This is a genomic window from Corallococcus sp. 4LFB (assembly GCF_046520365.1).
Lineage (GTDB): Bacteria > Myxococcota > Myxococcia > Myxococcales > Myxococcaceae > Corallococcus > Corallococcus caeni.
In genome coordinates, this window is sequence record NZ_JBKGHJ010000029.1 from 22429 (window position 1) to 34795 (window position 12367).

Annotated in this window: 11 protein-coding genes and 1 pseudogene; 6 read left to right on the forward strand and 6 right to left on the reverse strand. The window is 66.6% G+C overall.

Features of this window, described 5'->3' with window-relative positions; genetic code table 11:
* Positions 1–95: 95 nt before the first annotated feature.
* The 6 genes from ACLEQD_RS05560 to ACLEQD_RS05585 all read left to right on the forward strand — a co-directional run bounded on the left by ACLEQD_RS05560 (position 96) and on the right by ACLEQD_RS05585 (position 8529).
* Positions 96–1838: an N-6 DNA methylase gene (locus ACLEQD_RS05560; RefSeq protein ID WP_410382296.1), complete on the forward strand. Its 1743-nt coding sequence runs from the start codon at positions 96–98 to the stop codon at positions 1836–1838.
* Positions 1835–3196: a hypothetical protein gene (locus ACLEQD_RS05565; protein WP_410382298.1), complete on the forward strand. Its 1362-nt coding sequence runs from the start codon at positions 1835–1837 to the stop codon at positions 3194–3196. The genes ACLEQD_RS05560 and ACLEQD_RS05565 overlap by 4 nt, the downstream gene beginning before the upstream one ends.
* Complete coding sequence (locus ACLEQD_RS05570) at positions 3193–6312, forward strand: type I restriction endonuclease subunit R (RefSeq protein WP_410382300.1); 3120 nt, start codon at positions 3193–3195, stop codon at positions 6310–6312. Before ACLEQD_RS05565 ends, ACLEQD_RS05570 begins: the two co-directional genes overlap by 4 nt.
* Before the next feature lie 46 nt (positions 6313–6358).
* Positions 6359–7681, forward strand: a complete 1323-nt coding sequence (locus tag ACLEQD_RS05575) for a hypothetical protein (protein ID WP_410382302.1) — start codon at positions 6359–6361, stop codon at positions 7679–7681.
* Positions 7678–8052, forward strand: coding sequence for a DUF2019 domain-containing protein (locus ACLEQD_RS05580; RefSeq protein WP_410382304.1), 375 nt, complete (start codon positions 7678–7680; stop codon positions 8050–8052). The genes ACLEQD_RS05575 and ACLEQD_RS05580 overlap by 4 nt, the downstream gene beginning before the upstream one ends.
* A gap of 126 nt (positions 8053–8178) precedes the next feature.
* Positions 8179–8529 carry a DUF2019 domain-containing protein gene (locus tag ACLEQD_RS05585; protein WP_410382306.1) on the forward strand — a complete coding sequence of 117 codons (351 nt, stop codon included), beginning with the start codon at positions 8179–8181 and terminating at the stop codon, positions 8527–8529.
* A gap of 14 nt (positions 8530–8543) precedes the next feature.
* Here ACLEQD_RS05585 and ACLEQD_RS05590 read toward each other — a convergent pair whose 3' ends face one another.
* The 6 genes and pseudogenes from ACLEQD_RS05590 to ACLEQD_RS05615 all read right to left on the reverse strand — a co-directional run.
* Entirely contained in the window at positions 8544–9449 is a 906-nt protein-coding gene (locus ACLEQD_RS05590; protein ID WP_410382308.1) for a MerR family transcriptional regulator, read from the reverse strand.
* Between the two features lie 12 nt (positions 9450–9461).
* Positions 9462–10322, reverse strand: coding sequence for a MerR family transcriptional regulator (locus ACLEQD_RS05595; protein WP_410382310.1), 861 nt, complete (start codon positions 10320–10322; stop codon positions 9462–9464).
* A complete protein-coding gene (locus ACLEQD_RS05600; protein WP_410382312.1) occupies positions 10319–10996 on the reverse strand; it encodes a lysophospholipid acyltransferase family protein in 678 nt (225 codons plus the stop codon). The genes ACLEQD_RS05595 and ACLEQD_RS05600 overlap by 4 nt, the downstream gene beginning before the upstream one ends.
* Positions 10993–11340, reverse strand: coding sequence for a lycopene cyclase domain-containing protein (locus tag ACLEQD_RS05605; protein WP_410382314.1), 348 nt, complete (start codon positions 11338–11340; stop codon positions 10993–10995). The genes ACLEQD_RS05600 and ACLEQD_RS05605 overlap by 4 nt, the downstream gene beginning before the upstream one ends.
* The gene (locus ACLEQD_RS05610) at positions 11337–11720 is read right to left on the reverse strand and encodes a lycopene cyclase domain-containing protein (protein WP_410382316.1); all 384 of its coding nucleotides are present in this window, start codon (positions 11718–11720) and stop codon (positions 11337–11339) included. The genes ACLEQD_RS05605 and ACLEQD_RS05610 overlap by 4 nt, the downstream gene beginning before the upstream one ends.
* Positions 11717–12367 (reverse strand): annotated as a pseudogene (locus ACLEQD_RS05615) (glycosyltransferase); the annotation flags it as partial. The gene ACLEQD_RS05610 and the pseudogene ACLEQD_RS05615, both read right to left, overlap by 4 nt.

The window sequence follows — 12367 nt, forward strand, 5'->3', positions numbered from 1 at the left end:
AACGGCCGCTGCTACCATGATCGGGATTGCCCGGAGCGGCATCCGCGTGCCTCAGCCCGCTCCCCCTTCGTTCCGGGCCCCGAAAGAGCGCCGTCATGAGTGAGCCGAACCTCTCCTCCTTCATCTGGTCCGTCGCGGACCTGCTGCGCGGCGACTACAAGCAGTCCGAATACGGGAAGGTCATCCTCCCGTTCACGGTGCTGCGGCGCCTTGACTGCGTGCTCGAAGCGACGAAGCCCGCGGTCCTCGCGGAGAAGGCGATCCGCGAGAAGGCGAAGCTCAACCCCGAGCCCTTCCTGCTCAAGAAGTCCGGCCAGCACTTCTTCAACACGTCGCCGCTCGACCTGAAGAAGCTCATGGGCGACCAGCACAACATCGGCGAGAACCTGCGCGCCTACGTGCAGGAGTTCTCACCCTCGGTGCGGGACATCTTCGAGCGCTTCGAGTTCCACGCGCAGATCGACCGGCTGTCCAAGGCCGGGCTGCTGTACCTGGTGACGGAGAAGTTCGCGAACATCGACCTGCACCCGAACGTCGTGAACAACGCGCGGATGGGCTCGGTGTTCGAGGAGCTGATCCGCAAGTTCGCCGAACTGTCGAACGAGACCGCCGGAGAGCACTTCACGCCCCGCGAGGTCATCCGACTCATGGTCAACCTCCTCTTCATCGAGGACGACGACGCGCTCGTGAAGCCGGGCATCGTGCGCCACCTGTACGACCCGACGGCGGGCACGGGCGGCATGTTGAGCGTGGCCGGCGAGCACCTGGCCGAGCTGAACCCTGGCGCCCGCCTGGTCATGTACGGACAGGAGCTGAACCCGGAGTCGTACGCCATCTGCAAGGCGGACATGCTCATCAAGGGGCAGGACGTCGCCAACATCGTCTTCGGCAACACGCTCTCCGCGGACGGGCATCCCGGGAAGCACTTCGACTACATGCTGTCGAACCCGCCGTTCGGCGTGGAGTGGAAGAAGATCGAGAAGGAGGTCCGCAAGGAAGCCGAGCAGCAGGGCTTCAACGGCCGCTTTGGCCCGGGGCTGCCGCGCGTGAGCGACGGCTCGCTGCTGTTCCTCCTGCACCTGGTGTCGAAGATGCGGCCGGAGCAGGACGGCGGCAGCCGCTTCGGCATCGTCCTCAACGGCTCGCCGCTCTTCACGGGCGGGGCGGGGTCGGGTGAGAGCGAGATCCGCCGCTACATGCTGGAGAACGACCTTGTGGAGGCCATCATCGGCCTGCCCACGGACATGTTCTACAACACGGGCATCAGCACCTACGTGTGGATCGTGAGCAACCGGAAGCCCGCCCAGCGCAAGGGCAAGGTGCAGCTCATTGACGCGAGCAGCTTCTTCCAAAAGATGCGCAAGAGCCTCGGCAGCAAGCGCAAGGAATTGAGCCCCGAGCACATCGAGGACATCACTCGCATCTTCGGCGCGTTCAAGAAGCTGACGCGGGCGGGGGTGCCCATCAGCCGCATCTTCAAGAACGAGGACTTCGGCTACCGCACCATCACGGTCGAGCGTCCCGAGCGTGACGACAAGGGTCGTCCGGTGCTGGGGACGAAGGGCAAGGGCAAGGGCAAGCCCGTGGCGGACGCGAACCTGCGCGACACGGAGAACGTCCCGCTCTCCGAGGACGTGGAGACGTACTTCCAACGCGAGGTGGTGCCCCATGCGCCGGATGCATGGATTGACCACGAGAAGACGAAGGTGGGCTACGAGATCCCCTTCAACCGGCAATTCTACGTCTTCAAGCCGCCGCGTCCGCTCGCGGAGATCGACGCGGAGTTGAAGGGTGTCACCGACCGCATCCTCACGATGATCGGAGGGCTGTCGAAATGAGCTTTCCTCGCTACCCGGAGTACAAGGACAGCGGTGTCGAGTGGCTGGGCGAGATTCCGGAACATTGGGAAATCAAGAAGCTAAAATTCGTAAGTCCTGAGCTGACTGTTGGGATTGTGGTTGAGCCATCAAGGTTCTATGCCGCAGATGGCGTACCCGCACTGAGATCGCTCAATGTCTCAGCCGGGAAAATTTCAATCGAGAATCTGGTATTCATAACTCCCGAGGGACACAGACTTCAATCAAAGTCGAGATTGCGGAAGGGCGACATTGTTGCCGTCCGGACAGGCCAGCCTGGGACTACAGCTGTGATCCCCCAGGAGCTTGATGGATGTAATTGCATCGACTTGATTATCATCCGAAAGCCAATTGTCGGGTCCGAGCAGTTCTTGTGCTGGTACTTTGGGGCAGATGCGGCCTTGTCTCAGTTTTCGGCTGGTTCTGGCGGCGCGATTCAGCAGCACTTCAATGTCAGTGCTGCTGCTGACCTTGTCGTCGCGGTCCCTCCCCCTTCCGAACAGTTTCGCATTGCCGATTTCCTCAAACGCGAAACTGCGAAAATCGATGAGTTGATTTCCGAGCAGCAACGACTGATCGAACTGCTAAAGGAAAAGCGCGAAGCCGTTATCTCCCACGCCGTCACCAAGGGACTGAACCCCAACGCCCCCATGAAGGCCTCTGGCGTCGAGTGGCTGGGCGAGGTGCCGTCGCATTGGGAAATGATGACGCTCAGGCATTGCATTGCCAAGATTGAACAGGGCTGGTCGCCTCAGTGCTTGAGTGAGCCTGCTCTTGAAGGTGAATGGGGCGTCCTCAAGGTTGGCTGTTGCAATGCTGACACGTTTAACCCGCAGGAGCAGAAGGCGCTTCCTGCTGGCATCGCACCTTTGGAGCAGTACGAAATTAAGGCTGGCGACATTTTGATGAGCAGAGGCAATACCCCTGAGCTTGTTGGTATGGCTACTTTGGTTCAAACTGTTCGACGGCACCTCTTGCTCTCTGATCTTGTTTATCGGATTAGTGCCCGGGCTGAGTTTGTTGATCCCGAGTTTTTGGTCTTTTCTCTTCGCTCACGAACTAGCCGTTTCCAGATTGAATGCGAAGCGACAGGGTCAAGCCCATCAATGAAGAAGATTGGCCAAGCGACGATTCGCTCGCTTATTATTGCTCTTCCTTCGCTAGCCGAGCAGCAGTCAATCGTCGGCTACATTCGGAAGCAACTTACAAAACTAGACGTACTCGCTTTCGAAGCCCAGCGAGCCATCGAACTCCTCCAAGAACGCCGCACCGCCCTGATCTCCGCTGCCGTCACCGGCCAGATCGACGTTCGCGCCATCGCCGGAAAGGCCGCGGCGTGAGCCTCCACAAGGAAATCAGCTTCGAGTCCGAGATCTGCGCCCACCTCGCGTCCCACGGTTGGCTCTACTCGGACAAGGACGCCGCCGACTACGACCGTCCCCGCGCGCTCTTCCCCACCGACGTCCTCGCCTGGGTGCAGGCCACGCAACCCAAGGCCTTGGAGACGCTGACGAAGAACCACGGCAGCAAGGCCGAAGAGACGCTGCTCAACCGTCTGCGCGACCAACTCAATCAGCGTGGCACGCTCGACGTCCTGCGCCACGGCATCGAGCTGCTGGGCCTCAAGCAGCCCCTCAAGCTGGCCGAGTTCAAGCCCGCGCTCGCCATCAACCCCGACATCCTCGCGCGCTACGAAGCCAACCGGCTGCGCGTGGTGCGGCAGGTGCACTACTCCGTCCACAACGAGAACAGCATCGACCTGGTGCTCTTCCTCAATGGTCTGCCGGTGGCGACGGCCGAGCTGAAGACGGACTTCACCCAGAGCGTCACGGACGCCATCGACCAGTACCGCTTCGACCGCCCGCCGCATCCCAAGGGCCAGTCCGCCGAACCGCTGCTCTCCTTCCCGAGCGGTGCGCTGGTGCACTTCGCCGTGAGCAACAGCGAAGTCCATATGGTGACGCGGCTCGAAGGACCGGCGACCGGCTTCCTTCCCTTCAACCAGGGCGACGACGGCGGCGCGGGCAACCCCGTGAACCCCTCCGGCGGCCACCGCACCGCGTACCTGTGGGAGCAGGTCTGGGCGCGCGAGAGCTGGCTTGAAATCCTGGGGCGCTACCTCATCGCCCAGCGCGACCCGAAGAAGCAGATCACCCGGCTCCTCTTCCCGCGCTACCACCAGCTGGACGTCACCCGGAAGCTCCAGGCCGCCGTGCTCGAGGATGGGCCCGGCACGAAGTACCTCGTCCAGCACTCGGCCGGGTCGGGGAAGACGAACTCCATCGCGTGGGCGGCGCACTTCCTGGCCGAGCTGCACGACGCCCAGCACAAGAAGGTCTTCGACACGGTGCTGGTCGTCTCCGACCGCAACGTCATCGACACCCAGCTCCAGGAGGCCATCTTCGGCTTCGAGCGCACCAGCGGCGTCGTGGCCACCATCACGAACAAGGAAGGAAGCAAGAGCGGCAAGCTCGCCGAGGCGCTTTCGGGCAAGAAGAAGATCGTCGTCTGCACCATCCAGACGTTCCCCTTCGCCATCGAAGAGGTGCGGCGGCTGGCCGCGACCGAGGACAAGCGCTTCGCGGTCATCGCCGACGAGGCCCACAGCTCGCAGACCGGCGAGGCCGCCTCCAAGCTCAAGGCCGTCCTCTCCCCCGCGGAGCTGGCGGAGCTCAACGACGGCGGCGAGGTGAGCAGCGAGGACCTGCTCACGGCGCAGATGGCCTCACGCGCCAATGACTCCGGCATCACGTTCGTCGCGTTCACTGCCACGCCGAAGAGCAAGACGATGGAGATCTTCGGCACCCGGCCGGACCCGTCGCGCAAGCCCGCGCCCGACAACGTCCCGGTGCCCTTCCACGTCTATTCCATGCGGCAGGCCATCGAGGAGAAGTTCATCCTCGACGTGCTGAAGAACTACACGCCCTACAGCCTGGCCTTCAAGCTGGCCCATGAAGGCAAGGCGGTGGATGAGAAGGAAGTGGAGAAGAGCGCCGCGCTGAAGCGGATCATGGGCTGGGTGAGGCTCCATCCCTACAACATCGCGGAGAAGGTGCGGGTGGTGGTGGAGCACTACCGCGCGCACGTCGCCCCGCTGCTGGAGGGACAGGCCAAGGCGATGGTCGTCGTCGCCAGCCGGCTGGAGGCGGTGCGCTGGCAGCTCGCCATCGAGAAGTACATCCAGGAGCGCGGCTACAAGATGGGGACGCTCGTGGCGTTCTCCGGCGAGGTCGTGGACGAGGAGTCCGGGCCGGAGCCGTTCACGGAGAACAGCAAGGCGCTGAACCCCCACCTGAAGGGACGCGACATCCGGGAGGCGTTCAAGGGCGGCGAGTACCAGGTGCTGCTCGTCGCCAACAAGTTCCAGACCGGCTTCGACCAGCCATTGCTCTGCGGCATGTACGTGGACAAGCGGCTGGCGGGCATCCAGGCGGTCCAGACACTGTCGCGGCTGAACCGGGCGCATCCTGGCAAGGACACGACCTACATCGTGGACTTCGTCAATGACGCGGCTGACATCCTCACCGCCTTCAAGACGTACTACACGACCGCGGAGCTGTCGGCCACGACCGACCCGAACGTGGTGTTCAACCTGCGCGCCAAGCTCGACGGTGCGGGCCATTACGACGACTTCGAGGTCGAACGGGTGGTTGAGGCGGAGCTCAACCCCAAGGCGAAGCAGAGTGACCTGGTGAAGGCCATCGAGCCGGTCGTGGACCGGCTCATGAGGCGCTTCAAGGACGCGCAGTCGGCCTTCAGGGCCGCCAGCGAACGCGCTGACGCAAAGGCCCGGAAGGACGCGAAGGCCGAACTGGATGCCCTCGCCCTCTTCAAGTCGGACATGGGAGCCTTCCTCCGGCTCTACACGTTCCTTTCCCAGATCTTCGACTACGGCAGCACCGCCATCGAGAAGCGGGCGCTCTTCTACAAACGCCTGCTCCCGCTGCTTGAGTTTGGGCGCGAGCGCGAGGACATCGACCTGTCGAAGGTGAAGCTCACGCACTACACGCTCAGGGAGCATGCCAAGGCCCCGCTTCAGCTCTCCGTGGGGGAGAAGCCGACGCTCTTCCCCGCGACGGAGGCGGGTGGGGGCAGCGTGCAGGAGAAGGAGCGTGCAAGGCTCCAGGAGATCATTGAGAAGGTGAATACGCTGTTCGAAGGGGAGCTTTCGGACCAGGACAAGCTCGTCTACGTGAACAGTGTCTTGCTGGGGAAGTTGCTGGAGTCCACCACGCTGGCCCAGCAGGCCGCGAACAACACCAAGGAGCAGTTCGCGAACTCGCCAGATCTCCGGGAGGAGATCATGAGTGCCATCATCGACGCGCTCGACGCGCATGCGCTGATGAGCAAGCAGGCGCTGGACTCCGAGAGCGTCCGCAATGGCATCAAGGACATCCTGCTCAACCACGCGATGCTGTGGGAGGCGCTGCGGTCCAAGGGCGCGGGCGGCAGGTGACGGCCGCCGGCGGTGAGCCCGCACCCTTCTGCGCTTGGAGCTCCTGATGCGGCTTCCCTGGCTGGTGCTGTCCCTGCTCTGGGTGCTGGCCGGGTGCAGCGGTGCGACGAAGGCCGTCCGGCTCGACACGGGGCGCGGTGCGCCTGTCGTCCACGTGCCGCGTGCGGATGGAACGACCCGGACGGTTCCGCTTGAGGCGGGGGCGCTGAAGGAGGCCGTGGCGCGGCTGGCCCCGGGGCTTCGGTTGTCACCGAGGGCCCAGGAAGCCGCCCGGCGCCTCTTCGAGGTGGAGCCCCGGAGCGGTTCGTACACGGTGGACGTGAAGCGCCGCCGCATCACGCCGCTCGGGCCCGGTGAGCACCTGTCCTCCGAGCAGACGCAGCCAGACGTGGAGCTGACCCGCGCCTACTTGCGCTGGTGCGGACGGACCGGACGGGCCGGTGACTGTCTGGGGCTGCTGAAGGAGAGCCCGGTCATCACGGGGGACGCGCGCTTCGCCCTGGCGCTCGCGCTGGCGAAGGGGGCGGTGCTGGAGGAGCTGTGGGACGCGGTGAAGGACATGGCGAATCCGGAGGCGCTGATGCAGGCCGCTCTGTGGACAGCGGCCACGTATGCGCTGCTCTGGACCGTGCCGGAGCCCGCGACGAAGGGCGTGGCGGCGGTCATCTCGGCAGGGCTCATCGCCTACGTGGGCATCGACACGTTCTGGGCGCTCATCCAGGGCTTCCGGCACCTGATGGCCGAGTCGGATGCGGCGCTGACGTTCGACGAATTGCGCGGCGCGGGAGAGCGATTCGGCAAGGTGATGGGCCGGCAGGCGGCGCGGGCCTTCGTGATGCTGGCGACGGCGGCCATTGGAAGCACGGGCGCGACGCTCGGGGCGAAGCTCCCGGGCCTGCCAGGAGCAGCCCAGGCCGCGGTCCGGGCCGAGGCGGAAGCCGGCGTGGTCTACGCGGCCGTGGGACAGGTCGAGACGGTCGCCATCGCCGCGGATGGCTTCACGTTCAGCCTCGCGCCGGGCGCCGTGGCCATGTCGTCGAATGGCCCGGCGAAGTCCCGCTTGAAGGCGTGGAAATCCTTCAGTGGTTTCAAGAAGGCGATGGGGCCAGCGGGACCTGGCAAACAGTGGCACCACATCGTCGAGCAGACGCCCGGCAATGTGCAGCGCTTCGGTCCGGAGGCCATTCACAACACCGAAAATGTCATCGCCATTGATGAGCAGAAGCACAAGTTGCTCAGTGCGTTCTACTCATCTGAGCAAGACGTCGCGGGAGGGCGCGTCGTTCGAGAATGGCTTCGGGTGCAATCCTATGAAGCACAGCGGGCATTCGGACTGAAAACCATGAGGAGGCTTGGGGTCATCCCATGAAGACAAAGGACCTCAAGACGCTGATGCTGGAAGAGTTGATCGTGCGTTTTCGTGAGCATTCAGCGAAACACGGTCAGTTGTTGAATGCACTCAATACTCGCGCCGCCAACAAGGAGTACAAGCACGCGGCCGCCGTCAGGAGAGAGTTGCAAACACGCGGGGCTGAAGCGGAGGCGGCCTTGCTGGCTTTGCTCTCCGATCCCGAGGAAGGGACGAAGTATTGGGCGGCGACTGCTGCCTTGCGGTTCGCCCCCGGTGAAGCAGAGGCAGCGCTGTCCTCTTTGTCTACGCCCGCATCAAGCATGATGGGGCTCAGTGCGGCCATGACCCTTGATGCGTGGAAGAACGGGACTCTTCCCCTGGAAGAGTAGAACCGCTCCAGTGGGTGGGCCGGATGCGTGGAGGCCCCGGATGCAGGCTGCGAAAGGGACGGTGCCAGACGAGCGCTGGGGGCCCGAAGGGAGGACATGCGAGGGCCAAAGGAGAAGTATCTGGCAATGACTCTGGAGGAATGGGTCAGGGAGTTCGCAGAGAATGTCGCCGCCCAGACCGACGCGATCTGGCAGGGCGACGCGAAGGCCGGGAACCGATGCGCGAGAAAATACATCTCCGCTTTCGAGCAACTCCGGGCGCATGGGGATACAGGCCGCGAGGCGCTCACGGTGCTTTTCAGTCATCCAAGGATGGATGTGCGGGTCATGGCTGCGGCCTACCTGCTTCGTTACCGGACGCAGGAGGCACGAGAGGTCTTGATGGAGGCGGCCAGGGGCGAAGGACTCGTGCCTTTCAAGGCAGGGCAGACCTTGAAACGCTGGGAAGAAGGCGCCTGGGCGCTGGACCCGGAATAGCGGCCATGGGCCCTTCAGCCCGCCAGCCGCGTCCAGTCGTCCTCGTGGGTGAAGAGCTTCACGCCCAGTCGCGCGCAGACGTCCGCGTGTGCCTGGGCGGCGGGGCCTCCCACCCAGAGGGGCAGGTCCTTCGGCAGCGCGTCCCGGAGGCGCGTGAGCACGTCCTCGAACACCGTGGCGCCCCGGTTCATCACCGCGGACAGGCCCACCACGTCTGGCTTTGCTCGCGCCACCGTCTCGCCCAGCCCTTCTGCGGGCACGCGCTGCCCCAACAGCGTCACGCGCAGGCCCGCGTGGCGCAGCCGCAGCGCCACGCCCAGCAGGCCAATCTCGTGCTCCTCCTCCGGGAAGCACGCCAGCACCGCGTGCCTGCGCCCTCCCCGGGGCGCGCCGTGCAGCAGGCTCACCAGCCGCTCACGCACCACCTGCGTCACCAGGTGCTCCTGCGCCACCGACAGCGCTCCCGCGTGCCAGCGCTCGCCCACCTCGCGCTGCACCGGCACCAGCACGTCCTCGAAGGCCCTCAGCGGCGGCAGCGCCGTCAGCACCTCGTCCAGGATGCGCGCCACGCGGGGCTGGTCATACGCCTCGGCCGCGGCCATCACCGCCGCGCGCCACGACTCCGGCTGCGCCCCCAGCCGCTCCTCGTGGCTCTCAAGGGGCGGGGGGCGCGCCACCAGGTCCAGCTCCGCGCGCAGCTCGGGCAGGAGCTTCGCCGCCTCGCTGATGGCCACGCCCTCGTCCGTCAGCGCCTTGAGCCGCTTGAGCAGGGCCACGTCGCGGTCGGTGTAGACGCGGTAGCCCGCGGGCGTGCGCTCGGGCACCAGCACCCCGTAGCGGCGCTCCCAGGCGCGGATGAGCTCCACGCGGACCCCCGACAGCTCCGCGGCGATGTGAATGCGATAGGTGCGCTCAGCCATGGTGTGCGTGCTTCACGGTCGGTTCTGCGCGTTTCGCGCCTGTTGCCAGACGGCGATGAGTTCCTCCGCGGACTCCGCGTACTGCGCGCCCAGCGTGAACAACGTCTTCAGGTGCTCGCGCGCTCCGGGTCCGCCTACCACCACCGGCACGGGCGCGCACGCATGCATCACCTCGGACAACACGGTGACGAAGTCCTCCGCGTCCCGCCGGCGGATGAACGACAGCGCCACCACGTCCGGGCGCAACTGCCTGCACGCGCCCTCAAGCGCCTCCGCGGGCGTGTCCGCGCCCAGCAGCGTCACCCGCCAGCCCCGCGCCTTGAGGTGCACGCCCAGCGCCAGGAGCCCCCCCTCGTGGTGGTCCTTCGCCGGACAGGCGAGCAGCCCCCGGGGCCCCTCGCCCACGCGCTCCATCCCCGCCAGCAGCATGCGCAGCCGCTGCCGCACCAGCGCGGACGCCATGTGCTCGCGCGCCACGTCCAGGCGGGAGGCCATCTCCCGCAGCAGCGGGATGAGGACGGTGTCGCAGTAGGTGGTGGCGTCCAGCCCCGCCTGGGCCTCGGACAGGACCGCGTCCGCTCCCTCCGCGTCCAGCATCATCACCGCCGTCCAGAAGCGCTCCAGCCGCCGCGGCTCCGGCGGGACGGACCGCGCGGGTTCGTCGCGCACCTGGGCGATGGCCTCGCTCACCGAGAGGCCCTCCTCCATCAGCTTCGCCACCCGGCGGACGGCCTCCACCTCGTCGCGTGAATAGACGCGGTAGTTGTTCTCGCTGCGCTCCGGGCGCGGGAAGCCGTAGCGGCGCTCCCAGGCGCGCAGCGTGGCCTCACGGATGCCGGTGAGCCGGGCGATGGTGCGGATGCGCAGGCTCATGGGCCCAGCCCCCGCGCGCGGTCCCAGCGCTCCGCCACGCCGCGCGCCCCCGCCAGCTTTCGCGTGAAGCCCTCCAGGCCCGTCGCCTCGGACACCCGCCGCACCACCGACTCCAGGCCGCTCTGGAAGCGCGCGAGCGGCCCGGCCTCGTGCGGCGTGCCGACCTCCAGCAACACGTCCGGCCGCTCGTGTTCGAAGAAGGCGTAGCGGATGGCGATGGGCACGCACTCCGCCTTCGCCGCCCGGGCCAGCAGCTCCACGCCGCGCTCCAGCTGGAGCGGGTGGACGCCGAAGGGCCGGTGCTCCCCTTCCGGAAAGACACACACGGCCGCGTGCGGCTTGCGCAAGAGCTCCTTCGCGTACCGCAGCGAGGACAAGGACGACATCGCGTCCTGCTTGCGGATGCTGAACGCGCCCATCTTCGTGTGGAAGGGGTAGCGGCGCAGGTTCTCCTCGTCCATGAGGCAGTAGCCGTCCCAGCCCGCCACCTGGCAGAGCTGGTGCAGCACGAAGCCGTCCCACCAGTTGCTGTGGTTCAGGTAGACGAGCCGGCCCACGCCGTCGGAGGGCAGCTCGCCGCGCACCCACAGGCCGCGGAACGTCGAGCGGACCTTCCACCCGATGTACCGGTCCACCGCCCACCCGAAGGGCCCACCCTTGGCCGCGCGGATCAAGACGCCCGCGCCTCCTTGAGCCGCAGGAGCGCCGTGAACAGCGCGAGTCCCAGCGACACCAGGATGCTGGTGATGAGGAAGAAGAGGATCTCCTCCAGCGGCACGGCGCCCACGTACACGCCCACGTGGCGTCCCTCCCCGAAGTTCCAGATGCCGGTGGAGATGGCCAGGTGGTCCGCGATGGACAGGTACACGCCCACGACCAGCGCCGGGGGCAGCACCGCGCGCAAGACCTCCCCCGCGCGGGCCTTGTAGTGGTTCACGAGCAGCGCCAGCTGGATGGCGATCACCGGCAGCGTCCACGCCAGCAGGTGGATGAGGTACGCCCAGCGCGTCTCCATCATGGCGACACCTCGCGGGGTCCCAGGGTCCGCTCCGCGCGGACGGGCTCCCGCGCTGGCGGCACGGGCTGGGGTTTCTTCGCCAGCACGCGCTCCAGCCGGTCGCGCGCCCACAGGCCCACGAGCAGCGTCTGGAGGCCGAAGAAGAGGTACTCCTCCAGCGGCAGGTAGCCCAGCTTCACGCCCCAGATGCGCTCCGGGTCGAAGCCCCACAGGCCCCACTTCACGGCCAGGTTGTCCCAGGGCGACGTGGCCGCGTAGACGACGACGAGCAGCAAGCCCAGGGGCGCCAGGCCCCGCCACGACAGCGTGCGGCGGTAGCGCACGAGCAGGAACAGGATGGGCAGCACGACGAAGATGCCCAGGAAGCGCGCGTAGGTCATCCCGGGCCTCCACTCCACCGCGGCGCCACCCGGCTCATGCGTCCCCCCGCTTCCAGCGCGTAGGTGTGGCCGCGCCAGGTCACCCGTCCCTGCCGCGTCAGCGAGGCCGCGAAGGCCGCGAGCAGCAGCAGCTCCCCCTGGACCCAGTCCGTCAGGGCGTGGCCCGAGTCCGCCTCCGAGGGCACGCGGCTCAGCGCGGCGAGGCGCAGCGACAAGAGCGTGCGCACGGCGACGAGGGCCGCCACCGCGAGCCACACGGCGGGCTCGTGGAGCCACACGGCCAGGAGCACCAGCGGCACGGTGGGCGTGAAGAGCAGCGGCACGGTGGGGTACAGGCCGGGCCGGTGGCTCGCCAGCACCTGCATCCAGCGCGTGAAGCGCTCCAGGGACACGCGCCAGGACGTCCCGTTGGCCACGGGCACCCACGCGGGCGCGGGGCTCAGCGCCACGTCCAGGCCGCGCGCGTGCAGCCGCTTCGCCAGCTCCAGGTCCTCGCCGATGTGGTCCGACAGTCCGACCAGCTCCTCCACCGCGCGCGGTGACAGCCCGAGCGCCTTGCCGCACACGGCCTGCGCGCCCGCGCTCATCGCGTGCAGCGCGCCGGAAGCTGTGGTGCGTGTAGCGCAGCAGCCCCGCCATGGCGCGGC